Origin of the sequence: Variovorax sp. NFACC27 (assembly GCF_048301545.1) — a bacterium.
In the GTDB taxonomy this organism is placed as follows: Bacteria; Pseudomonadota; Gammaproteobacteria; order Burkholderiales; family Burkholderiaceae_C; genus Variovorax; species Variovorax gossypii.
The window spans coordinates 775,770-798,714 of the sequence record NZ_CP157613.1; the positions used below are offsets into that span (position 1 = coordinate 775,770).

24 protein-coding genes are annotated in these 22,945 nt (G+C 68.9%); 17 read left to right on the forward strand and 7 right to left on the reverse strand.

Annotation, left to right across the window (positions count from 1 at the left end; genetic code table 11):
• The first annotated feature begins 3 nt into the window (after positions 1 to 3).
• From ABL840_RS03560 to ABL840_RS03585, 6 genes are all read left to right on the forward strand, one after another.
• Positions 4 to 984 carry a Bug family tripartite tricarboxylate transporter substrate binding protein gene (locus ABL840_RS03560; RefSeq protein WP_093301622.1) on the forward strand — a complete coding sequence of 327 codons (981 nt, stop codon included), beginning with the start codon at positions 4 to 6 and terminating at the stop codon, positions 982 to 984.
• A gap of 33 nt (positions 985 to 1,017) precedes the next feature.
• Positions 1,018 to 1,989: a Bug family tripartite tricarboxylate transporter substrate binding protein gene (locus ABL840_RS03565; protein WP_093301624.1), complete on the forward strand. Its 972-nt coding sequence runs from the start codon at positions 1,018 to 1,020 to the stop codon at positions 1,987 to 1,989.
• A gap of 8 nt (positions 1,990 to 1,997) precedes the next feature.
• Complete coding sequence (locus ABL840_RS03570; protein WP_093301626.1) at positions 1,998 to 2,942, forward strand: SMP-30/gluconolactonase/LRE family protein; 945 nt, start codon at positions 1,998 to 2,000, stop codon at positions 2,940 to 2,942.
• 48 nt (positions 2,943 to 2,990) lie between these two features.
• Complete coding sequence (locus ABL840_RS03575; protein WP_093203930.1) at positions 2,991 to 3,917, forward strand: LysR family transcriptional regulator; 927 nt, start codon at positions 2,991 to 2,993, stop codon at positions 3,915 to 3,917.
• 61 nt (positions 3,918 to 3,978) lie between these two features.
• A complete protein-coding gene (locus ABL840_RS03580) occupies positions 3,979 to 4,431 on the forward strand; it encodes a DUF2214 family protein (protein ID WP_093203932.1) in 453 nt (150 codons plus the stop codon).
• Between the two features lie 7 nt (positions 4,432 to 4,438).
• The gene (locus tag ABL840_RS03585; RefSeq protein WP_093301627.1) at positions 4,439 to 6,475 is read left to right on the forward strand and encodes a spermidine synthase; all 2,037 of its coding nucleotides are present in this window, start codon (positions 4,439 to 4,441) and stop codon (positions 6,473 to 6,475) included.
• A 98-nt stretch (positions 6,476 to 6,573) separates the two neighbouring features.
• Here the strand turns inward: ABL840_RS03585 and ABL840_RS03590 are convergent, their stop codons facing one another.
• Positions 6,574 to 6,918, reverse strand: coding sequence for a hypothetical protein (locus tag ABL840_RS03590; protein ID WP_093301629.1), 345 nt, complete (start codon positions 6,916 to 6,918; stop codon positions 6,574 to 6,576).
• Positions 6,919 to 7,049: 131 nt separating this feature from the next.
• On the opposite strand from ABL840_RS03590, the gene argS reads away from it, so the two are divergent.
• The 7 genes from argS to ABL840_RS03625 all read left to right on the forward strand — a co-directional run bounded on the left by argS (position 7,050) and on the right by ABL840_RS03625 (position 15,211).
• Complete coding sequence (gene argS / locus ABL840_RS03595; protein WP_093301631.1) at positions 7,050 to 8,735, forward strand: arginine--tRNA ligase; 1,686 nt, start codon at positions 7,050 to 7,052, stop codon at positions 8,733 to 8,735.
• Positions 8,736 to 8,746: 11 nt separating this feature from the next.
• Entirely contained in the window at positions 8,747 to 9,517 is a 771-nt protein-coding gene (locus tag ABL840_RS03600) for an SPOR domain-containing protein (RefSeq protein WP_093301777.1), read from the forward strand.
• A gap of 156 nt (positions 9,518 to 9,673) precedes the next feature.
• Positions 9,674 to 10,321, forward strand: a complete 648-nt coding sequence (locus tag ABL840_RS03605) for a thiol:disulfide interchange protein DsbA/DsbL (RefSeq protein WP_093203947.1) — start codon at positions 9,674 to 9,676, stop codon at positions 10,319 to 10,321.
• Positions 10,322 to 10,453: 132 nt separating this feature from the next.
• Positions 10,454 to 11,173, forward strand: coding sequence for a lipopolysaccharide transport periplasmic protein LptA (gene lptA, locus ABL840_RS03610; RefSeq protein WP_093301632.1), 720 nt, complete (start codon positions 10,454 to 10,456; stop codon positions 11,171 to 11,173).
• Entirely contained in the window at positions 11,170 to 11,964 is a 795-nt protein-coding gene (gene lptB / locus ABL840_RS03615) for an LPS export ABC transporter ATP-binding protein (protein WP_093301634.1), read from the forward strand. Before lptA ends, lptB begins: the two co-directional genes overlap by 4 nt.
• A 21-nt stretch (positions 11,965 to 11,985) precedes the next feature.
• Complete coding sequence (rpoN, locus tag ABL840_RS03620; RefSeq protein WP_093203954.1) at positions 11,986 to 13,596, forward strand: RNA polymerase factor sigma-54; 1,611 nt, start codon at positions 11,986 to 11,988, stop codon at positions 13,594 to 13,596.
• Between the two features lie 13 nt (positions 13,597 to 13,609).
• Positions 13,610 to 15,211 carry a phospholipase D family protein gene (locus tag ABL840_RS03625; protein WP_093301635.1) on the forward strand — a complete coding sequence of 534 codons (1,602 nt, stop codon included), beginning with the start codon at positions 13,610 to 13,612 and terminating at the stop codon, positions 15,209 to 15,211.
• A gap of 13 nt (positions 15,212 to 15,224) precedes the next feature.
• On the opposite strand, the gene ABL840_RS03630 is transcribed toward ABL840_RS03625, so the two are convergent.
• From ABL840_RS03630 to ABL840_RS03650, 5 genes are all read right to left on the reverse strand, one after another.
• Positions 15,225 to 15,875, reverse strand: coding sequence for a LysE family translocator (locus ABL840_RS03630; RefSeq protein ID WP_093301637.1), 651 nt, complete (start codon positions 15,873 to 15,875; stop codon positions 15,225 to 15,227).
• An 18-nt stretch (positions 15,876 to 15,893) separates the two neighbouring features.
• A complete protein-coding gene (locus ABL840_RS03635) occupies positions 15,894 to 16,532 on the reverse strand; it encodes a YceI family protein (protein ID WP_093301638.1) in 639 nt (212 codons plus the stop codon).
• A gap of 68 nt (positions 16,533 to 16,600) precedes the next feature.
• On the reverse strand, positions 16,601 to 17,194 hold the full coding sequence (locus tag ABL840_RS03640; RefSeq protein ID WP_418116347.1) for a YceI family protein: 594 nt from the start codon (positions 17,192 to 17,194) through the stop codon (positions 16,601 to 16,603).
• Between the two features lie 2 nt (positions 17,195 to 17,196).
• Positions 17,197 to 17,790 (reverse strand): cytochrome b, encoded by a 594-nt coding sequence (locus ABL840_RS03645; RefSeq protein WP_093301640.1) that lies wholly within the window; start codon positions 17,788 to 17,790, stop codon positions 17,197 to 17,199.
• A 116-nt stretch (positions 17,791 to 17,906) separates the two neighbouring features.
• Positions 17,907 to 19,712, reverse strand: a complete 1,806-nt coding sequence (locus ABL840_RS03650) for a hybrid sensor histidine kinase/response regulator (protein ID WP_093301641.1) — start codon at positions 19,710 to 19,712, stop codon at positions 17,907 to 17,909.
• Positions 19,713 to 19,794: 82 nt separating this feature from the next.
• Between ABL840_RS03650 and ABL840_RS03655 the strand changes: the two genes are divergently transcribed.
• Positions 19,795 to 21,027: a THUMP domain-containing class I SAM-dependent RNA methyltransferase gene (locus tag ABL840_RS03655; RefSeq protein ID WP_093301643.1), complete on the forward strand. Its 1,233-nt coding sequence runs from the start codon at positions 19,795 to 19,797 to the stop codon at positions 21,025 to 21,027.
• Here the strand turns inward: ABL840_RS03655 and ABL840_RS03660 are convergent.
• Positions 21,013 to 21,510, reverse strand: a complete 498-nt coding sequence (locus tag ABL840_RS03660; protein ID WP_093301644.1) for a surface-adhesin E family protein — start codon at positions 21,508 to 21,510, stop codon at positions 21,013 to 21,015. The genes ABL840_RS03655 and ABL840_RS03660 overlap by 15 nt on opposite strands.
• 115 nt (positions 21,511 to 21,625) lie before the next feature.
• Here ABL840_RS03660 and ABL840_RS03665 point away from each other — a divergent pair, with 115 nt between their 5' ends.
• The 3 genes from ABL840_RS03665 to ABL840_RS03675 are packed head-to-tail and all read left to right on the forward strand — an operon-like array spanning position 21,626 to position 22,932.
• Positions 21,626 to 22,057, forward strand: a complete 432-nt coding sequence (locus ABL840_RS03665) for a putative toxin-antitoxin system toxin component, PIN family (protein ID WP_093301646.1) — start codon at positions 21,626 to 21,628, stop codon at positions 22,055 to 22,057.
• A gap of 33 nt (positions 22,058 to 22,090) precedes the next feature.
• A complete protein-coding gene (locus ABL840_RS03670) occupies positions 22,091 to 22,690 on the forward strand; it encodes a type VI secretion system amidase effector protein Tae4 (RefSeq protein ID WP_418116186.1) in 600 nt (199 codons plus the stop codon).
• Positions 22,687 to 22,932, forward strand: coding sequence for a hypothetical protein (locus ABL840_RS03675; RefSeq protein ID WP_093203981.1), 246 nt, complete (start codon positions 22,687 to 22,689; stop codon positions 22,930 to 22,932). The genes ABL840_RS03670 and ABL840_RS03675 overlap by 4 nt, the downstream gene beginning before the upstream one ends.
• The last annotated feature ends 13 nt before the right edge of the window (positions 22,933 to 22,945 follow it).

Here is a 22,945-nt window from a genome sequence, read left to right on the forward strand (position 1 = left end):
CTCATGTTTTTCAATGCACGGCGCGCCTTGCTGGCGTGCGCCGCGGCCGCCGCATGGCTGAACGCCGCCCCCGCCCTTGCCGACACCGCCTGGCCCGACAAGCCCGTTCGGCTCATCGTTCCCTACACGCCCGGCGGCGCCACCGACATCGTGGCGCGGCTCGTCGCGCAGAAGCTCGCCGACGACACCAAGTGGACCTTCATCGTCGACAACCGCGCGGGCGGCAACGGCAACATCGGCATGGACGTGGTGGCCAAGGCCAAGCCTGATGGCTACACCATCGGCCTGGGCCAGACCGCGAACCTCGCGATCAACCCGACGCTGTTTCCCAAGATGCCCTACGACGCATTGAAGGACCTGGTGCCGGTGGCGGTGGTGGCTTCGCAGCCCGTGGTGCTGGTGGTGCGTGCCGATGCGCCGTTCAAGTCGCTGGCCGAGCTGGTCGCCGCCGCCAAGGCCAAGCCGGGCGAGATCAGGCAGGCGCTCGCGGGCACCGGCACGCTGGGCCACATGGCCGGCGAGGTGCTGGCCAAGCGCGCGGGCTTCACGGTGCTCAACGTGCCGTACAAGGGAGCCGCGCCCGCCATCACCGACCTGCTCGGCGGCCAGACCGACTACATGTTCGCCACGCCGCAGGGCGCGCTCGCGATGGTGAAGGGCGGCAAGCTGCGCGCGCTGGCCGTCACCTCGGCCAAGCGCCTGCCGGTGATGCCCGACGTGCCCACCGTCGCCGAGAGCTACAAGGGCTTCGAGGCGGTGGACTGGAAGGCGCTCGTCGCGCCGGCCGGCACCAGCCCCGACATCGTGAAGAAGCTCAGCGCCGCCGTCGACAAGGCGCTGGCCAAGCCCGCGACCATCTCGCAGCTGCTGGCCGAAGGCAGCACGCCCGTGGGCGGTACGCCCGAGCAGGCGGCGCAGTACATCAAGGCGGAGCACGCGCGCTGGGGCGCGGCGGTGCGCGAGGCCGGCGTGCGACCCGAGTGACCGACTCCTTTCCTTGCTGACAAAGGAACAAAGATGAAGCTGCACTCCTGGCTCGCCGCCATCGCGCTGGCGGCTCCATTCATCGCCCCCGCGCAGTCGCACGCACAGGCCCAGTGGCCCTCGAAGCCGGTGCGCCTCGTGGTCCCGTACGCGCCGGGCGGCACCACCGATTACGCGGCGCGCCAGATCGCGCAGAAGCTCACCGAGCAGACCGGCGTGTCCTTCTACGTGGACAACAGGGCCGGCGCGAGCGGCACCATCGGCTCCAACTTCGTGGCCAAGGCGGCGCCGGACGGCGGCGCGTTCCTGATCAACGACACCACCTACGCGATGCTGCCGCACCTCTTCAAGAAGCTGCCGTGGGAGCCGGCCGACCTGGTGCCGGTGACGGCCATCGTCGATGCGCCGCTGGTGCTGGTGGTGGGCGCGAGCTCGCCCTACAAGACGGTGCAGGCGCTGATCGACGAGGCCCGTGCGAATCCCGGCAAGCTGACTTTCGGATCGGGCGGCGTGGGCAGCTCCACCCACCTGGGCGGCGAGCTGCTCAAGCAGAACGGCAAGCTCGCGCTGACGCACGTGCCCTACAAGGGCGCGGGCGAGGCGATGCTGGGCGTGGTGTCGGGGCAGGTCGACGTGCTGGTGACGGCGGCGCCCACGGCCATTCCGCAGGTCAAGGGCGGCAAGGTGCGCGCGCTGCTGGTGACTTCGCCGCAGCGTCTTGCAGCGCTGCCCGAGGTGCCGACCAGCGCCGAGGCCGGGCTGAAGGATTTCACCGCCACCAACTGGTTCGGCATCGCGGCGCCCAAGGGCACGCCGCAGCCCATCGTCGAGAAGCTGCAGGCCGAGGTGAAGAAGGCGCTGGCGTCGCCCGACCTGGCGAAGCGCTTCGCCGAGCAGGGCGCGAGCCCGGGCGGCGCGGCGACGGCCGACTTCGGCAAGTTCGTCCAGGGCCAGACGCAGAGCTGGGGTGCGGTCATCAAGGCCGCCGGCGTCCAGCCCGACTGAGCGAAGCCATGTGGAACCTGAACTTCCAGCCGCCCGAGATCATCGAGGCGCGCGTGCTCACCCGCCTGCCCGACGCGTTCCGCAAGCCGCGGCGCACCGAGTGGGTAGACGCCAACAAGCCCGGCCACGTGATGGACAGCTTTCTCGAAGGCCCGGTGTTCGACCGGGCTGGAAACCTGTACGTCACCGACATTCCCTATGGCCGCATCTTCAGGATCGCGCCTTCGTCGCTCGACTGGGAGCTGGTCGTCGAATACGAAGGCTGGCCGAACGGGCTGGCGATCCATGCGGACGGCAGCCTCTGGATCGCGGACTACCGGCGCGGCATCCTGCGGCGCGATGCGGGAGGCGGCGGTATCGAGACGGTGCTCGGGCATCGCAACAGCGAGTCCTTCAAGGGCGTGAACGACCTGAGCTTCGATCTCGACGGGCGCCTCTATTTCACCGACCAGGGCCAGACGGGCCTGCACGACCCCACCGGGCGCGTGTACCGGCTGCATGCCGATGGCCGGCTCGACCTGCTGCTGGGCAACGCGCCGAGTCCCAACGGCATCGCGGCCAGCGCCGACGGCAAGGTGCTCTTCGTGGCGGTCACGCGCGGCAACCAGGTCTGGCGCGCGCCGCTGTTGCCCGACGGCAGCCTCTCGAAGGTGGGCGCGCTGCAGACTTTCTTCGGCACCAGCGGGCCCGACGGGCTGGCGGTCACGTCCGATGGCGGCCTCGTGGTGGCGCATGCGAGCCTGGGCGGCGCCTTCGTGCTCAATGCGCGCGGCGAGGTCACGCACATGGTGCGCAGCCCGGCCGGGCAGACAGTGACCAACATCGCCTTCCGGCCCGGCACGCGGCAGCTGGTGCTGACCGATTCGGCCACCGGCAGCGTGCTGGAGGCGGAGCTGCCGGTGGGCGGGGCGCCGCTCTTCTCGCACGCGACGGACTCCCGGCACCAGGCCTAGAGCCGGAAGGGCCGGTGCCGGAGTGAGCGGGGCTATAGTTCCCGCCCCATGGACCGCCTGAAGCAACTCGAATCCTTCGTCTCGGTCGCGACCCGCGGCAGCCTCACCGCCGCGGCCAAGGCCGAGGGCGTGGCGCCCGCGATCATGGGGCGCCGGCTCGATGCGCTGGAAGAGCGGCTGGGCGTCAAGCTGCTGGTGCGCACCACGCGCCGCATCACGCTCACGAACGAAGGCAGCTCCTTCCTCGAGGACTGCCAGCGCCTGCTGTCCGAGTTCGCCAATGCCGAGGCCAGCGTGAGCGCCGGCGGCCTCAAGGCCAGCGGCCACCTGCGCGTGACGGCGCCCGCCGGCTTCGGCCGCCGCCACGTCGCGCCGCTGGTGCCGCGCTTCCATGCGCTGCACCCTGAAGTGACCATTTCGCTGAACCTCAGCGACCGCGTGGTCGACGTCACCGGCGAGAGCTTCGACTGCGCGGTGCGCGTGGGCGACCTGCCCGATTCGTCGCTGGTGAGCGTGCGGCTGGCCGACAACCGCCGCCGCTGCGTCGCCACGCCGGAGTTCGTGCGCCGCCACGGCAAGCCGAAGCATCCGGGCGAACTCTCGCGCTTCGCTTGCCTCACGCTGTCGAGCGACGCCTCGCAGACGCGCGGCTGGGCCTTCCGCATCGTCAACGAGGAGGGCAACCAGGAGCTGATCCACCTGCGCCCGAGCGGCCCGCTCGACTGCTCCGACGGACAGGTGCTGCACGACTGGTGCCTCGCCGGCCACGGCATCGCCTGGCGCAGCACCTGGGAGGTCGAGGCGGAGATCGACGCCGGCCTGCTCGTGCCGCTGCTCGACGAGTTCGCCGCGCCGCCCAACGGCATCTATGCGGTGTTCGCGGGTGCCAAGCACCTGCCGCTGCGGGTGCGACTGTGGCTTGATTTCCTCAAGGAGCAGTACGGGAATCCGGAATTCTGGGGAGGAAGGGCCTGAGTCGCATCAGCGGCGTCACAATCTGTTTGCATTTGCAACCCCACAGAGAAGAAAGTCACTGATGACGCTCGAAGCCATCCTCGCGTACCTGCACTTGCTCGCCATCCTGACGATGGTTGTGTTCATTTCCAGCGAAGCGGCGCTGTGCCGCGTGCAGTGGCTCAACGCGGCGGTGGTCGAGCGGCTGGCCAAGGTCGACATGGTCTACGGCATCGCCGCCATCGCGGTGCTCGCCACCGGCATCGCGCGCACCTGGTGGGGCGTGAAGGGCACGGCCTGGTACTGGACCAACCCGCTGCTGCACGTGAAGCTGGGGCTCTTCATCATCGTGGGCGTGGTGTCGATCTTTCCGACGCTCACGTATTTCCGCTGGCGCAAGACGCTGCGCGCCACCGGCAAGCTGCCGGCCGAGGCGGAGATCCTGAAGACCCGCAAGCTGGTGATGATCCAGGCGCACCTGATCGCGCTGATCCCGCTGGTGGCGGTGTTCCTGGCACGGGGCTTCGGCAAGTAGGCGCGGCATGGGACGCGCCGGCATCCAGCTCCTGTTTGCCGGAACGATCTTCAGCAGCGCGTTCCTGCTGTTCCTGGTCCAGCCGCTGATCGCGAAGCAGATTCTTCCGTGGTTCGGCGGCTCGGCCGCGGTGTGGTCGGTCTGCATGGTGTTCTTCCAGGCCGTGCTGCTCGCGGGGTACGCGTACTCCGACTGGGTCGCGCGCCACCTGCGCATGCGGGCGCAGGCCGTGCTGCACGTGGGGCTGCTCGTCGCGAGCCTGGCCTTCGTGCCGATCGTGGTGGGCGCGCAGTGGAAGCCGACCGGCGCCGAAGACCCGGCCTGGCGGATCCTGGGGCTGCTGCTCGCCACTATCGGCCTGCCGTACTTCCTGCTTTCCACCACCGGGCCGCTGGTGCAGTCGTGGGTGGCGCGCACACCGTGGGGTGCGCAGGTGTACCGCTACTTCTCGCTGTCGAACCTGGCTTCGCTGCTGTCGCTGCTGAGCTATCCGGTGTTGATCGAGCCGTTCAGCACGCTGCGGCAGCAGGCCAACGGATGGTCGTGGGGCTACGGCGCGTTCGTGCTGCTGTGCGCGGGCACGACGCTGTACATGGCGCGGCGCTGGCCGGTCGGCGTGGTGGCGCCGCAGCCGCCCGGCCAGGCCGCCGCGCCGGACCAGCCGCCGCGGCCCGCCGACTACCTGCTGTGGCTCGCGCTACCCGCGCTGGCTTCGTGGCTGCTGCTGGCCGTGACGAACCACATCACCCAGAACGTCGCCGCGGTGCCTTTCCTGTGGGTGCTGCCGCTGTCGCTGTACCTGCTGACCTTCGTGCTGTGTTTCGAGAGCGACCGCTGGTACCGGCGCGGCGTGTTCCTGCCGCTGGCGGCCGTGATGCTGCTGCTGTGCGCCTTCGGGCTGCAGCACAGCATCGGCGCCGATGTCTACGTCGCGCTGCCGCTCTACGTGTCGGGGCTTTTCGTGCTGTGCATGTTCCTGCACGGCGAAACCGCGAGGCTGCGGCCGGGGGCGCGCTACCTCACGCGCTTCTACCTGATGCTGTCGTTGGGCGGGGCGCTGGGCGGGGTGATGGTCGGGCTGGTCGCGCCGCACGTGCTGGCGGCGTACTACGAACTGGGGCTCGGCCTGATGCTGACGGCGCTGGCGGCCGCGGCCGTGCTGCGCCGGCGGATGTGGCTGCGGCTGAGCTGCGTGGTGCTGGCTGCCTGCTGCATGCTTTTCCTGTTGCTGCAGATCGACAGCGACCGGGCGGGCGCGCGGAGCCTGCAGCGCAATTTCTATGGCGCGCTGCTGGCATACGACACGATGCGCGACCCGCCCTCCGACAGCGTGCGCCAGCTGGCGCATGGATCGGTCAAGCACGGAGCGCAGTTTCTGGACCCGGCGCGCCGGCGCGAGCCCACCACCTACTACGGCGAGACTTCGGGCATCGGCCGCGCGATCGCCGCCGCGCCGGCGGGGCCGCGCCGCGTGGGGCTGATCGGGCTGGGTGCCGGCACGCTCGCGACTTACGGCCGCAGCGGCGACGTCTACCGCTTCTACGAGATCAATCCGCAGGTGTTCGCGCTGGCGGACAAGGAATTCAGCTTCCTGCGCGACAGCGCCGCGCGCATCGAGCGCGTGCTCGGCGATGCCCGGCTGGCGCTGGAGCGCGAGCCGGTGCAGGGCTTCGACGTGCTCGCGGTGGATGCGTTTTCAGGAGACTCGGTGCCGGTCCACCTGCTCACGGCCGAGGCGATGGACGCCTACCTGCGGCACATGAAGCCCGACGGGGTGATCGCCTTTCATGTCACCAACCGCTTCCTGGCGCTCTCGCCCGTGATCGCCCGGGTGGCGCAGGCGCGGGGACTGCATGCGGTGCTGGTGCACGACGAGGCGGAGCAAGCCGAATGGCTGCGCCGCACCGACTGGGTGCTGGTCGCGCGCGATCCGCGGGTGCTGAAGCGTGATCCGATGGGGCAGGCAGCCATTCCCATCGAAGTGCAGCCCGGGCAACGGCCCTGGACCGACGACTTCAACAACCTGCTCGGCGCGCTGAAGTAGCGCACGGCGGCACGGTCACGCCAAAAGAAAAGACCCGCACGCTGCGGGCCTCGTTCTTCTCGAAGGCCGGTGCTTCGATGCACCGACGCGCCATGGCTTCAGGCCTTGGCGTCCTTCTCGCACTTCTTGATGAAGCTGTTCTTGGCGGCGCCGGCCAGCGGCTTGCCGTTCTTGTCCACGGCCTTGGCGGCGCAGGCGGGAGCGGCCGCGGCCTTGGTTTCCTTCTCGCACTTCTTGATGGAGCTGGCCTTGGCGGCGCCGGCCAGGGCCTTGCCGTTCTTGTCCACGGCCTTGGCTTCGCAGCTCGCGCCGGCGGCGGGGGCTGTTGCGGCAGGGGCGGCAGCGGCGGGGGCTGCAGCGGGTGCGGGAGCCTTGTCTTGAGCCTGGGCTGCGCCGAAGGAAAGGCAGATGCCCAGTGCGACCAGGGAAAGGAGCTTCTTCATGGTGATATGTCCTCGCTAGGTTGAGTTGTGACAGGTTCCCCGCCTCGGGGCCGACCATCGTAACGGGCCAAGGCAACGATCGGATGACCATCGTCAACAGCGCCCGGGTTTGCCCCCGGTAAAATTTCCGGATGCTATTGGTCAAACAGGAGCTGCTCGCGGCGCTCGCGAACACGCTCGAATCCCTCTCGCCCGGCGCCGGCTCCAAGGCCGCGTTCGAGTCGCCCAAGATGGCCGCGCACGGCGATTTCGCCTGCACGGCAGCGATGCAGCTCGCCAAGCCGCTGGGGCGCAAGCCCCGCGAACTGGGCGAGGAACTGAGCGCCGCGCTGCTCGCCACCCCCGCGTTCGCCCAGTGGGTCGACGCCATCGAGATCGCCGGGCCCGGCTTCCTCAACATCCGCCTGAAGACTGCCGCCAAGCAGCAGATCGTGCGCGAGGTGCTGTCGGCCGGGAATACTTTCGGCCAACAGCCGGCCACCGGCGAGAAGGTGCTGGTCGAGTTCGTCTCGGCCAACCCGACCGGTCCGCTGCATGTGGGCCACGGCCGCCAGGCCGCGCTCGGCGACGCCATCTGCAACCTGCGCGCCTCGCAGGGCGAGAGCGTCTGGCGCGAGTACTACTACAACGACGCCGGCGTGCAGATCCAGACGCTGGCCAACAGCACGCAGCTGCGCGCGCGCGGCTTCAAGCCCGGCGACGCCGAATGGCCCAGCGGCGAGAAGGCGCCTGCATACAACGGCGACTACATCGCCGACATCGCGGCCGACTTCAAGGCGAAGAAGACCGTCAAGTCGGAAGACCGCGAAGTCACCGCCAGCGGCGACATCGAGGACATCGACGCCATCCGCGAGTTCGCCGTGGCCTACCTGCGCCGCGAGCAGGACCTGGACCTGCAGGCTTTCCGCGTGCGTTTCGACCAGTACTACCTGGAGTCCAGCCTCTACACCAGCGGCCGCGTCGAGGATGCGGTGCGCAAGCTCGTGGCCGCCGGCAAGACCTACGAGCAGGACGGCGCGCTGTGGCTGAAGTCGACCGACTACGGCGACGACAAGGACCGCGTGATGAAGAAGCAGGACGGCACGTACACGTATTTCGTGCCCGACGTCGCGTATCACATCGCCAAGTGGGAGCGCGGCTTCCACAAGGTCATCAACATCCAGGGCACCGACCACCACGGCACCATCGCCCGCGTGCGCGCCGGCCTGCAGGCCGCCGGCGAGGGCATCCCCGAGGGCTACCCCGACTACGTGCTGCACACCATGGTGCGCGTGATGAAGGGCGGCGAGGAGGTCAAGATCAGCAAGCGCGCCGGCAGCTACGTCACGCTGCGCGACCTGATCGAGTGGACCAGCACCGATGCGGTGCGCTTCTTCCTGCTGAGCCGCAAGCCGGACACCGAGTACACCTTCGACGTCGACCTCGCGGTGACGAAGAACAACGACAACCCGGTCTACTACGTGCAGTACGCCCACGCGCGCATCTGCTCGGTGCTGGCCGGCTGGGGCGGCGACACGGCAGCGCTCAAGGACGTCGACCTGTCGCCGCTGGAGAGCCCGGCCGCCCAGGCGCTGATGCTGCTGCTGGCCAAGTACCCGGCCATGCTGACCGCCGCGTCGAAGGACTTCGCCCCGCACGACGTCACCTTCTACCTGCGCGAGCTGGCCGCCAGCTACCACAGCTACTACGACGCCGAGCGCATCCTGGTCGACGACGAAAAGGTGAAACTGGCCCGCCTGGCGCTGGTCGCCGCGACCGCGCAGGTGCTGCACAATGGCCTCGCGATTCTCGGCGTCAGTGCGCCGAGCAAGATGTGAACTCCCTCACCATGAAGAAGACAAGAAGTCAACGCGGCAACATCGTCATCGGCCTGATCATCGGGCTGGTGCTCGGCCTGGGCGTCGCGCTGGGCATCGCGGTTTACGTGACCAAGGTGCCGATCCCGTTCGTGACCAAGACGCAGCGCGGCGGCGCCGAGCAGGACGAGGCCGAAGCCCGCAAGAACCGCGACTGGGACCCGAACGCGCCGCTGGCCGGCAAGGCAGGCGCTCCCAAGCCGGCGGCCCCGGCCGCTCCGACCGGCCCGGTCAACCCCATCACCGGCGAGCCGGCCACCGGCAACACCGCCGCGGCCCCGGCCACCGCTTCGCCCAATACCGCGCCGCCGGTGCCCGTGGTGGTGGCGCCCAAGCCGCGCCCCGCGCCGGTGCCGGCCGAGGCCAACGCCCTGCCGCCGTCGAACGATCCGCTGGGCGACCTGGCCCGCGCTCGCTCGGGCAGCGTTTCCGGCTCCGGCAGCACGACCACCGCGTCGGCCGCGCCGAGCAGCGGCAGCAACGCCGGCAGCAGCTCCGGCCCCGATCCGTTCATGTACTTCGTGCAGGCCGGCGCCTTCCGCACCACCGAGGACGCCGAGGCGCAGCGCGCCAAGCTGTCGCTGATGGGCGTCGAGGCCAAGGTCACCGAGCGCGAGCAGGCGGGCCGCACCGTCTACCGCGTGCGTGCCGGCCCCTTCAACAAGAAGGACGACGCCGACCGCCTGAAGGAGCGGCTCGACGGCGGCGGCATGGATTCGGCGCTGGTCCGCGTGCAGCGCTGACCGGACGTCATCCGGCCGGCAACCGACACGAATAGCCCCTAAGCTTCGCAGCGCGGCGTTTGCCGCCACCATCCACAGCCTCGGGCGCGCCGGATGCGGGGGAACTCCCCGCCGCGCGCCGGCTCAGTCTGCCGTAATAACTGGAGAGCTCTTTCAATGAAACGTCGTGACTTTTCGCTGGCCGCCACTTCGCTCGGACTGCTGTCCCTGGCCGCCAACCCGGCACACGCCCAGGCGCGCGTGCCCAAGGCCGGCTCCGAGTACCTGGTGCTCGACAAGCGGGTGCCGGTCGACGCGCCCGCCGGCAAGATCGAGGTGGTCGAGTTCTTCTCGTACAACTGCCCGCACTGCAACGACTTCGAGCCGTCGCTGGAAGCCTGGATCAAGACGGTGCCGAAGGAAGTCGCCTTCCGCCGCATCCCCGTTCCCTTCGTGGGCAACGACGTCGAGGCCAAGCAGCGCCTGTACTACACGCTCGAAGCCATGGGCAAGGTCGACGAATACCAGCCGAAGGTGTTCAACGCGATCCACGCCCAGCGCCAGAACGTGAACGGCGACGCCAACATCATTGCCTGGGCCACTGCCAACGGCCTGGATGCCGCCAAGTTCAAGGAAACCTTCACCTCCTTCGGCGTGGCCAGCAAGGCCAAGCGCGCCTCGCAGCTGACCGACGCCTACAAGGTGGCCGGCGTGCCCGCGATGGCCGTGGCAGGCCGCTGGTACGTGGACGGCGAGACCGCCGGCAACATGACCAAAGTACTTCAGGTCGTGAACTATTTGATCGGCGAAGCAAAGAAGGGCTGAGCCCTTGGATTCACGCTGTTTCTGGTAGCAAACCAGAGCGAAAGTCAAGCCCGCCTAGGCGGGCTTTTTCATCTGTGCGTGCGGGGCAGAAGCACTCAGACGCATACAATGCCGAGCAAGTTTCGTGCCTCTATGACATTGCACTCTTACCCCACCATCCCCTTCCTTCGTCGCGTCAGCCGGCTGGCTGCCGGCGCGCTGTTGCTGGCCGGCTTCGCCTCGGGTGCCCTGGCCGAGACCGCCGACCGCTCCAAGCCGATGAACATCGAGTCGGACGCGATGCGCTACGACGACCTGAAGCAGACCAGCGTGTTCACCGGCAACGTTTTGGTGACAAAGGGCACGATCATCATCCGCGGCGCGCGGCTGGACGTGCGCCAGGACGCCGAGGGCTACCAGTACGGCGTGGTCACGGCGGCACCCGGCAAGCGGGCCTACTACAAGCAGAAGCGCAACGCGCCCGACGAGTGGATCGAGGGCGAGTCGGAAGTGATCGAGTACGACAGCCGCGCCGACAACGTCAAGTTCATCCGCAACGCCACCATGCGCCGGCTGCTGGGCGCCACGCCGAACGACGAGAGCCAGGGCGCGCTGATCGTCTACGACCAGAGCAACGACACCTACACCGTCAACGGTTCCACCGTGCCGCCGAACACCGCCGTCAACGCCTCGGCTCCGGGCGGGCGCGTCAGGACCATCCTGACCCCCAAGGCCGCCACAGCCCCTGCGGCCGGCGCCTCGGCCCCGGCCGCCGGCGCGAAGGCGCCGCCGCCGGCACCCACCCCGGCACCCGGCAAGGGCCTGCGCCAGAGCACCACGCTCGGCAGTGACCAGGGAGATACCCGCAAGTGATCGAATCCGCAGGAACGCAGGACGTCAACGGCGCCCCGGGCAGCCGCCTGGTCGCGCGCGGCCTGAAGAAGAGCTACGGCAGCCGCACGGTCGTGAAGGACGTCTCGCTCGACGTGCAGAAGGGCGAAGTCGTCGGGCTGCTCGGCCCCAACGGCGCCGGCAAGACCACGTCGTTCTACATGATCGTGGGTCTGGTGCGCGCCGATGCCGGCGACATCGCCATCGACGGCGAGCCCATCGCCCACATGCCGATCCACCGCCGCGCCCGCATGGGCCTGAGCTACCTGCCGCAGGAAGCCTCGATCTTCCGCAAGCTCACGGTCGAGGAGAACGTGCGCGCCGTGCTCGAGTTGCAGATGGAGCCCGACGCGAACGGCAAGATGGCCCCGCTGTCGAAGCCGCACATCGAGGAGCGCCTGTCCGAGCTGCTGGCCGACCTGCGCGTCGACCACCTGCGCGATTCGCCCGCGCTCGCGCTGTCGGGCGGCGAGCGCCGCCGCGTCGAGATCGCGCGCGCCCTGGCCACGCAGCCGCGCTTCATCCTGCTGGACGAGCCCTTCGCCGGTATCGACCCGATCGCGGTGATCGAGATCCAGCGGATCATCAGCTTCCTGAAGGAGCGCGGCATCGGCGTGCTCATCACCGATCACAACGTGCGCGAGACGCTGGGCATCTGCGATCACGCCTTCATCATCAGCGACGGGCATGTGCTGGCACAAGGCACGCCTTCGGAGATCGTCGACAACGCCGAGGTACGCAGGGTGTACCTGGGCGAGCACTTCCGCATGTAAGGCGCGGGGGCGGTTTCCACCATGAAGCAAGGGCTGTCCCTTCGCGTTTCGCAGCATCTGGCGCTGACGCCACAGCTGCAGCAGTCGATCAGGCTGCTTCAACTCTCCACGCTCGAACTGAGCCAGGAGGTGGAGCAGATGCTCGACGAGAACCCGTTCCTCGAGCGCACCGCGGAAGAAGCGGCGCGCGAGGAATTCGGGCTCGACACGGCCGATGCCCCGGTTCCGCGCGATGAAGGCGGTGACGGTGGTGAAGGCGGGGACGGCGAGGGCGACTTCGCTTCGCCGGCCGCCAGCAGCGCATCCACTGCTTCCACCGAAACCGTCACCAGCACGGCCGACACCGACGGCCCCGCCGCCGACATCTCCGAGCGCGAGCCCGACTGGGAAGGCGACGGCACCGTCGACATGGCGCCCGACGACAGCGAATGGGGCAGCGACGCGCCCGCGCGCCAGAACAACCTGGGCGACGACGAGCGCGCCGACGCCACCGAGCTCGCGCGCAGCCAGGAGTCGCTGCAGTCCTTCCTGCATCGCCAGGCGCTGAGCCTGCGCCTCGACGAGAACGACAGCGCCGCGCTGCGCTTCCTGATCGAGTCGCTCAACGACGACGGCTACCTCGAAGACTCGCTGCCCGCCCTGGCCTCGGGCCTGGCCGGCGACGACAACGACCAGTTCGACGACCTGGTGCACCACTTCCAGGTGGCGCTCGGCCTGCTCCAGAGCCTGGAGCCCGCCGGCGTCGGCGCGCGCGACCTCGGCGAATGCCTGAGCATCCAGCTGCGCGCCATGGCCAGCGAGGACGAGACCGAGGAAGAGGAGCAGGTCCGCAAGACCGCCATCGCCATCTGCAAGCAGCCGATGGAGCTGCTCGCGCGCCGCGACTTCAAGCGCCTGGCCACGCTCACCCGCAGCAACGAGGACCTGGTGCGCTCGGCGCTGCAGATCATCGCGCGGCTGGAGCCCAAGCCGGGCCGCAGCTTCGTCGACGTCGAGCGCAACATCATCATTCCCGACGTGATCGTCACCAAGACCGGGCGCGGCACGAACGTGAAGTTCCGCGTCATGCTCAACCCCGAGGTGATGCCGCGCCTGCGCGTGCACGACATCTACGCCGGCGCGCTCAAGTCGCACAAGGGCGAGGGCAGCCAGGCGCTGTCGCAGCGGCTGCAGGAGGCGCGCTGGTTCATCAAGAACATCCAGCAGCGCTTCGACACCATCCTGCGCGTGAGCAACGCCATCGTCGAGCGGCAGAAGAGCTACTTCGTGCACGGCGAGCTCGCGATGCGCCCGCTGGTGCTGCGCGAGATCGCCGACGAGCTGGGCCTGCACGAATCGACCATCTCGCGCGTGACCACCGCCAAGTACATGGCCACGCCCTTCGGCACGGTCGAGCTCAAGTACTTCTTCGGCTCGGCGCTGGGCACCGAGACCGGCGGCAATGCGTCGAGCACCGCGGTGCGCGCGCTCATCAAGCAGTTCGTCGGCTCCGAGAGCGTGAAGAAGCCGCTGTCGGACAGCCAGATCTCCGAGATGCTGAAGGAACAGGGCATCGAGTGCGCGCGCCGCACCGTCGCCAAGTACCGCGAAGCGCTTCGCATCGCGCCCGCCAACCTGCGCAAAGCCCTGTAGAAAGACACCGTCGATGAGCCGGGGCCTGATGTCGCGCTGTGGGCATTGGGTCTTCGCCATGGTGGCGGTGGTGCTGTTCGCAGGCTGCGCCACGCTGCCCGACGAGGCGCCGCGCACGCCCACCAGGGCCATGGCCGTCTCGGCCGACACTGCCCTCGGCAAGATCGCGCTGGCTTCCCAGCCCGACCCCGACCTGAGCGGCTTCCGCCTGATGCCCGGCGGCGATTTCGCCTTCGACACCCGCATCCAGCTGGCCCGCCGCGCGCAGCGCACGCTCGACGTGCAGTACTACCAGATCGAGAACGACGAGACCGGCCGCTACCTGCTGCGCACCCTGCGCGACGCCGCCCTGCGCGGCGTGCGCGTGCGGCTGCTGATGGACGACCTCTACACCTCCGGCGAAGACGAGTTGCTGCTCGGCCTCGCCGCCACGCCCAACGTGGAGCTGCGGCTGTTCAACCCGTTCCCGGCCGGCCGCGGCAGCCTGCTGAAGCGCTTCACCGCCTCGCTCTTCGACTTCAGCCGCGTCAACCGCCGCATGCACAACAAGCTGTTCATCGCCGACGGCGCGATGGCGGTCGCGGGCGGGCGCAACATCGGCAACCAGTACTTCAGGCGCACCGCGGGCGAGAACTTCATCGACCTCGATACCTTCGTCACAGGCGCGCTCATCCCCCGGCTGGGCAGTCTCTTCGACCAGTACTGGAACAGTGTCTACGTGCGGCCGATCCAGTCGGTGGCGAGCAGTGCCTTGTCGCGCGAGGAGCTGCAGCAACGCTTCGAGCTCGCCACCGGCCCCGACACCACGCCGCCGCCGCCGAGGCCCGCGCCCAACGACCTGCTCGGCTACAGCCCGATGGCGGAAGACCTGGACGCCGGCAAGCTCGGCCTGATCTGGACCACCGCCGAGGCATACGCCGATTCGCCCGAGCGCGTGATCGGCAAGACCGCTTCCTACGGCGGCGTGCCGCTGCTCGACGTGGACAGCGTGCGCTACAACGTGGTCGAGCAGATGCGCCGCGCCCGCTCGGACGTGACCATCGTCTCGCCCTACCTGATCCCGGGCCCCTCGGGGCTGGAGGTGATGCGCGAGATCCGCGGCCGCAACGTGAAGATCAGCGTGGTCACCAACTCGCTGGCCGCTACCGACGAGCCGCTGGTGCACACAGCCTACCGCCGCTACCGCCCCGACATGCTGAAGCTGGGCGCCGACCTCTACGAGCTGAGCACCAACCGCACCCGGCGCAGCGTGCGGCTGGGGCTCTTCGGCACCTCGGTGGGCAGGCTGCACGCCAAGTCGGCGGTGATCGACCGGCGCATTCTTTTCGTCGGCTCGATGAATTTCGATCCGCGCTCCGAAACGCACAACACCGAGATCGGCCTCTTCATCCGCAGCCCCGAGATGGCGCAGCAGGCGCTCAAGCTCATCGACGTGCTCAAGCAGCAGGGCGCCTACAGGCTGCGCTTCGCCGAGGGCAGCAACGAGTCGCGCATCGAGTGGGTCAGCGACGACGCCGGCAAGCTCACCGTGCTGACCGAGGAGCCCGACTCCGGCTTCTGGGACCGGACCATGCTCGAGATCCTGGCGCCGCTGACACCGGAGAGCCTGCTCTGAGCCTCGACGCCGCTCAGTGGCCGCCGCGCACGGCCGACCACACGAGCCGAAGGCCCAGCAGCCCCATCACGCCGCCTGCCGCGCGGTCGATCCAGACCTTGTAGCGCAGGTAGGCCGAGCGCGGCGCCGCCGAGGACAGCGCCAGCGCGACGATCGAATACCAGCCCGTCTCGATGCAGAAGATGACCGCCGGCACGGCCAGCGCCAGCACCAGCGGCACCTCGCGCGGCAGGAAGGCCGCGAAGATGCTGGCGTAGACCACCGCCGTCTTCGGGTTGCTCACCTGCGTGGCAAGGCCCAGCAGGAAGGTGCGCTTGCCGCGACCCTGCGGGCGCTGCGAGGAATCGACGGCCTCCTGCGCCACTGCCAGCGGCTGCCGCGCGCCACGCCAGATGCGAAAGCCGAGGTAGACGAGGTATGCGCCGCCCAGCCCCTTGATCGCCAGGTACAGCGCAGGCACCGCGAGAAACGCCGCCTGCAGCCCTGCCAGCGCCGCGATCGCGAAGACCAGCCCGCCGGCGCCCATGCCCAGCGCCGCCGCGAGGCCGTCGGCGCGCGAAGTCACGGCGGTGCGCGCCACCATCACGAAGCTGGGGCCGGGGCTCATCGCGCCCACGGTCATGGCGCCGGCGATGCCGAGAAGGGCGAGGGTGGTGTCCATCATGGCTGTGCTCCCGCAGCGTTACTGCACGTTGACCGCTTCGACCTGCACCAGCAGCCTCACCTTGTTCTCGAAGCCGAAGTTCAGCCCCCAGGTGATGCCCCAGTCGCTGCGCTCGACGGTGGTCTCGAAGTCGCCGCCGCACACCTGGCGGTTGATGAGCGGGCTCAGGTAGCAGTTGAAGCGCACGGCCTTCAGCGTCACCGGCTTCGTCTGGCCCATCAGCGTGAGCGTTCCGGGCACGTCGACCACCTTGTCGCCGGAGAACTCGATGCGGTCGGCCACGAAGCGGCCGGTCGGAAACTCGGCCATGTTGAAGAAGTCCTTGCTCTGCACGTGGCGGTTGAGCAGGTCGACGCCGGTATTGATGGAGCTGATGTCCATCGTGATGTCGACCTTGCCGCTGGTGCCGGTGCCGTCGATCTGCACCGAGCCGTCCTTGGTGCTGAAGCGGCCCCGGTTGGTGGTGGTGCCGTAGTGGCCCATCTCGTACATCACGAAGGTGTGCGTGGGGTCGATCACGTAGTTGGCGTTCTTCGCCGGCCCGCCCGCGGGCTTGGCGGCTGCCGCCGGCGCGAATTCGGAAGGCAGCTGTTGCTGGGCCGTGGCGCCGGTGAACACGGTGGCCGACAGGGCCACGGCGAGAAGGAGCTTTTTCATGGCGGTGGTCGTGTGGGGCATGAAAGAGAAAAACCGATGAAGGAGGGCGGGCGGGTGGGCGAAGCGGATCACAGCGGCCCGAGGCCCGCGAGAGTGAACCTGAAGCGCACCTGCACCTCGTTGCCGACCATCGAGGTGTCGGTCCATTCGCCGTCGCCCACCTTGTAGTCGAGCCGCTGGATCGTAAGGCTTCCGGTGGCCACCGCGTAGTTGCCGCCAGGCGCCGGCGCGATGCTGACGGGCACCGTCACATACCTGGACGTGCCCTTGATGGTGAGCTTGCCCGCCATCTCGAACCTGCCTTCGCCCAGCGCCTTGATGGCGCTCGACTGGAAGCTCGCCTGCGGGAAGTGCGCCGCGTCGAACCACGGCTGCTTGGGCAGCTCGGCGTCGCTCATGGGAATGCCGAAGCCCGCGCTGGCGGTGTCGATGTGAAGCACGACGCTGCCGCCCTCGGGCTTCTTCGGGTCGAAGGCGACCTGCGCGTCGAACTTCTTGAACGTGCCTTCCACCGGCACGCCCATCTGCTTGCTGACGAACACGATCTGGCTCTTGTCGGCAACGAGCCTGGCGGCCGGGGGCTCCGCGCCGGCCGGCAGCGCCATGGCCAGGGCCAGAGCCAGAGCCAGCACCGGGGTGAACAACGGGAGCTTCATCTTCATCGTCATCGAGCTGATTCCTGGCGTGGCCCGGGCCACATGCGTTTCAGAAGACCGTCGCGGTCGATCCAGTGGTGCTTGAGCACCGCCGCCACGTGCAGCAGCGTGACGCCCGCCAGCACGAAGGCGCAGTTGCGGTGCAGCGGCTGCAGCATCGCCTCGGCGAAGTCGTGGTCGACCGGCACGAAGTCGGGCAGCTGCAGCACGCCGAACCACGCGACGGGCATGCCCATGGCCGAGCTGTAGGCCCAGCCGGACAGTGGCACGGCGAAGAACAGCAGGTACATCAGCGCATGGCTGACGCGGTAGCTCGCCAGCTGCAGGCGCGACATGCCCGCGGGCAGCGCCGGCGGGCGGTGCCCGAGCCGCCACAGCAGGCGCAATGCCGACAGCAGGAGGATCGTGATGCCCGCCCACTTGTGCCAGCTGTAGATCTTCAGCCGCAGCGGGGAGAACTGCAGGCCCGTCATGTAGAGCCCCACGCCGAAGGAGCCGACGATCAGCACCGCGAGCAGCCAGTGCAGCGCGATCGCGAACAGGTCGTAGCGCAGGCCGGCCGGGTCGGCGGCGAGGGGGGAAGAAGGCGTGTCGGTGGACATCGGGGGCGGGGACGGCGGCCTGTACGCGGTGTGCGCGGAGCATATCCCGGAAGCGATGACAGCACGGGCCGTGCCAGCTCCAGCACGCGTCAGGTGCGTCAGGTAGGTCGGGTGCGTCAGCCGCGCGCCTGCTGCACTCCCAGCAGCATCCGGCGCAGTTCCTCCGGCTGCACCGGCTTGCGCAGCGCGCGCCAGCCCTGCTCGGCGGCCAGCCGCTGGGTGGCTTCGGTGATGTCGGCGGAGATCAGCGCGATCGCCAGCGAGGGCTTCTGCTGCTGCAGCTTCGCGGCCAGCGCGATGCCGTCGAGCGCGCCCGGCAGGCGGATGTCGCACAGCGCCGCGTCGAGCGCGTGCAGGTCGGCCAGCGCCAGCGCCTCGGCGGCGCTGGCGTAGACGCGCGGCTCCACTTCCCATTGCCGCAGCAGCGCGGCGAGGCTGTCGGCCACCACCGCGTTGTCTTCCACCACGAGCACGGCGAGGCCGGGGCGCAGCGTGCTCGTTGCACCGGCGCCCTCGTCCTTTGCGGCCGGAGCGGTGGGTTGCTGAGCAGTCGCCTGTGCGCCCTCGGGCGCGGCGGGCAGTTCGAAGCCGAACACCGAGCCCCGTCCCGGCGCCGAGCGCAGCGACACCTCGATGCCGAGCTGCGTCGCCAGCCGCCGCACGATCGCCAGGCCCAGCCCATGGCCGCGCTGCAGGTTGCGCTCGACGTTGCCGATCTGCTCGAAGTCGTCGAACACGCGCTGCTGCGCCTCGGGCGGAATGCCGATGCCTCTGTCGCGCACCTCCACGCGCCAGGCCCGGGCGCCGTCGCGCCGGCGGGCGCGCACCGCCAGCAGCACGCGCCCGCGCGGCGTGAACTTGACGGCGTTGTCGACCAGGTTGGCGAGCACGCGGCGCAGCGACACCGTGTCGCTCCAGGCGATCGCGCCGGGCGGGCAGCGCACCAGCACCCGGCCGTTGCCCGCCTGCCGCGCGAGTTCCTGCAGCAGCGGCGCCAGCGCCACGGTGGTGGGCCGCAGGGGGTCGACGGCGGCCTCGATGCGGCCGATTTCCAGCAGCTGGTTGGTCAGCCCTTCCAGCGCCTGCTGCGCCCGCGCCAGCGAACCCACCGTGTGCTGCACCGCCTCCATGCTCGCGCCGTCGTCCAGCTGGTGGCGCAGCACCTCGGCCTGCAGGCCGATCGCCATCACCGGCTGGCGCAGGTCGTGGTTGGCGGCCGAGAAGAAGCGCAGCCGCTCGGCCTGCGCCTGCTCGGAGGCGCGCAGGCCGGCCAGGGCCTGTTCGCGCAGGCTGTGCTCGTTGAGCCGCAGGCCGATGTTTTCCTCGAGCTGGCGCGAGCGCTCGGCCACCAGCTTCCACATCATCGCGGTCAGGCCGATGCCGATCACGGCCACCGCCGCCATCACCGGGGCGCCCAGCCAGAGCCCGGTGACGATGATCGGCGCCAGCAGCAGCGTGATCGCCAGCTGCGTGGCCGGCGTGTAGAACGACACAGAGAAGGCAGACGACAGCGTCATGCCCATGATGATCACGCCCAGCAGCAGCTGGAGGTCGACGCGCGCGGGGTTGAACAGCAGCACGCCGGCCAGCCCGTGCGCCAGCTCCCAGACGGCGGTGCGCAGCGTATGGGTGCGCTGCGCCTCGCGCAGGCTGGCGGGCGTGAAGGGCTCGGGCAGCCGCTGCGGGAAGAAGCCCCGCATCGCCGTCACCCCGGTGATCAGCGCGATCCACGCCAGCGCGCGCACGAGCGAGAACTGCCAGGCGAAGAGCGCCGCCACGCCGCAGTTCAGCAGGTACTGCACCAGCAGCACCGGCCCGATGGGCTTGATGGACAGCCGCAGCACCTCGCACTGGATCGCGAAGCTGTCGCTGCCGTTGCCGGCGGGGGACGGCGCTGGCGGAGATGCGGGGGTGGGAGTCATCGGCGAATCGACTATATAGAGAAGGGTTGCAGCGCGGCGACAATGGAGTCCCCTAGTCGGGCTTCCCGATGGCCTACTTTCCGTGAACGATCTCTCCTTTTTCCTGCCTTGCGCCGCCGGCGTCGAGGAATTCCTCGCCCAGGAGGTGCACGCCCTGACCGGCCGCGCCGGGCAGGACCTGCTTTCCCTGCGCGGCGGCGTGCGCGTGCGTGCCGACTGGCGCGACGGCCTGAAGCTCAACCTGCACAGCCGCCTCGCGCAGCGGGTGCTGGTCGAGCTGGCCCACGGGCCCTACCGCAACGAGAACGACCTCTACGGCATCGCCAGCGGCGTGGCCTGGGAGATCTGGTTCACGCCCAAGCAGACCTTCAAGATCGAGACCACCGCCCAGCACAGCCCGCTGCAGAGCCTGAACTTCGCCACCCTGCGCATCAAGGACGCCATTGCCGACCGCTTCCGGGCCAAGGCCAACGGCGTGCGCCCGAGCATCGAGACCCAGTGGCCCGACTGCCGCGTGTTCGCCCACCTGACCACCGACACCTGCACGCTCTACATCGACACCAGCGGCGAGCCGCTCTTCAAGCGCGGCTGGCGCCAGGACAAGGGCGACGCCCCGCTGAAGGAAACCCTGGCCGCCGCCATGCTGGCCGCCAGCGGCTGGTGGAACCCCGAGACCGGCGAGGTCGCGGACCAACCGCTGTACGACCCCTGCTGCGGCAGCGGCACCATCGCCATCGAGGCGGCGCAGATCGCGCGCGGCATCGCGGCCGGATCGCTGCGGCGCTTCGGCTTCGAGAAGCTGCTGCCGTTCCAGGCGCACGTGTGGTCGGCCATCAGGCTGGAAGCCGAGGCTGCAGTGGCCGGCGACGGCGCCCCGGCGGTCTTCGGCTCCGACGTGTCGCACCGCATGGTCGATTTCGCCCAGCGCAATTCCGAGCGCGCCGGCGTGGCGCAGGCCGTCGAGTTCCGCGGCGGCGACGCGCTGCAGCGCATGCCGCCTGCCGAAGGCGGCGTGATCATGCTCAACCCGCCGTACGGCGAGCGCATCGCCGTGGGCGGCGTGGCCGGCGCGGGGCGCCCCGGGGCACGGGAGGCGGCGCAGTCCACCGACGGGGACGGCGGCGACTTCTTCCCGCAGCTCGCCACCCACTGGAAGAAGAACTACGCCGGCTGGACCGCCTGGGTGCTCACGCCCGACCTGAAGCTGCCGAAGCTGATGCGCCTGAAGGAATCGCGCCGCGTGCCGATGTGGAACGGCCCGATCGAATGCCGGCTGTTCCGCTTCGACATGGTCGCGGGCTCAGCGCGCAGGTAGCGGCGAGAGCGGCGGTTCGCCCTCGGGCCTGGGCTGCTGTTGTTGTTGCGGCTCCCTGGCTTCCTTCGGCCGCACCGCGCAGGCCGCGTTGATCGTGCGCGTGACGAGGTCGCGCGCGCCGGCCAGCGTCACGGGGCGCACGTCTTCCTCTTCTTCGTAGTGTTTCACCGCGACCGGTTCGCCCACGAAGTTCGGATGCCCGAAGTAGCTGACGTTCACGTAGCGCGCGCTGCGGGCATCGCAATCGACCTTGGCCCGGGCCTGGAAGGAGCGGTATTTGATGCCGTCGCGACCGGTGCGGTCCTGCGGCAGGCTCATGCGCAGGCTCACCAGGCGCTTCGAGCCGTCGGCCTCGACGCTGGTCGGGTCGACCTGCACATAGCTGGCGGTCTCGTCGCCGGGCGTACCCGCCAGCGTCAGCCACTCGGCCCGGGCGCCAACGGGCGCGAGCAGGGCGAGGCAGAGCAGCGGTAGGCGTTTCATGAAGGAAGGCGGGGAGTGCTGGTTTTGGCGAAGTCCGATTGTCGTCGGCCCGGCTAACGGGCGGCTGACCGCAGCATCGGATGGTGCAACATCGGCGATATTCCCCGCACATCCCATGACGTTGACAGAACCCGCCAGCCTTGTCGTCATCGACACCAACATCGCGCTCGACCTGCTGGTCTTCGAGGACCCGGCCTGGGGCCCGTTGACCGCGCGCCTGGCCGCCGGCGAACTGCGCTGGCTGGCCACGGCCGCCATGCGCACCGAACTCGAACGCGTGCTGGGCTACCCCCTGATCGCCCGGCGCATGGCGCAGCGGGAACTGCAGGCGCCGGCCGTGCTCGCCGATTTCGACGCGCGGGTGCACGTGGTGGAAGCCGTCCCGCCGCGCGCGCCATGCGTGTGCAGCGACCCCGACGACCAGGTCTTCATCGACCTGGCCGTGGCGCACAAGGCGCTGCTGCTGAGCAAGGACCGGGCGGTGCTGTCGATGAAGAAGCGGCTGGCGCTGCGAGGGGTGGTGGTGCAGGCGGCGTATGGGGCCTAGTGGCCGGTGGTGTTGCCCGGTGCCGGGTATCAATTGACAACGTTTCGTTCATCGAACTTTTTTGAAGCGGCACTAGATTTTCAGCAAGGGGAGGGTGGCTGCGGTGAATGGGCATCGCAGGCTTGCGCCTGCCTTGACCGACTGGAAATCATGCAGCCATCTTTTGCGACCCTCTGGGCGAACCACCCGACGATCAAGGGGGACGACGCCTTGCTGGACAAGGACGTCTACAAGGATCAATGCGCCATCAACGTAGGAGCGACTTTCATCCGCTCCAGCCTGAGCCTCGAGAGCTTCCCGGGTGTCTATTCCTGGCAGAAGGACAGGCCGAAGTACCCGATCAGGGCTCAGGAGTTGGCGAGCTGGCTGGACTCCGGCAAGTCCGGCTTCATGTCTCGCACCGAGAAATACTCAGGCAAGGAAGGGTTCGAGAAAATCGCCAAGCGCACAGGAATCGTGTTCGTCCAGAACTACTGGGGCGCAGGGCGACAGGGTGACCACATCGATCTCTGGAATGGTTCGCGGATGACGGAGCGCATGTCCTATTTCCGCATTCAATGGCACCTCTCCTTGGAAGGCGTTTTCACCGACATGCGTCTGGCGCAAGCCATATGGTTTTGGCAGGTCCAATGAAAATCCTATTTCGCCTCATCTGCATTGTGCTGGGCGGACTCGCGCTCAGCTTCGTTGTGACCAAGGGACTGCTCGTCCCCATTGGCCAGTGGTACGAAATGAACAAGGCTCAAAGCGAGAGCGATCTGACGCAAGCCTTCGTGATCGCCCTTGCAATGCAAGCCCTTTCCGCCATCGTTGGGGGCTGGCTTGGCGATTGGCTGCTTCGCAAATGGCTTCGGAAACGGCTCGACCGCCAATAGTCTTGCGGACAAG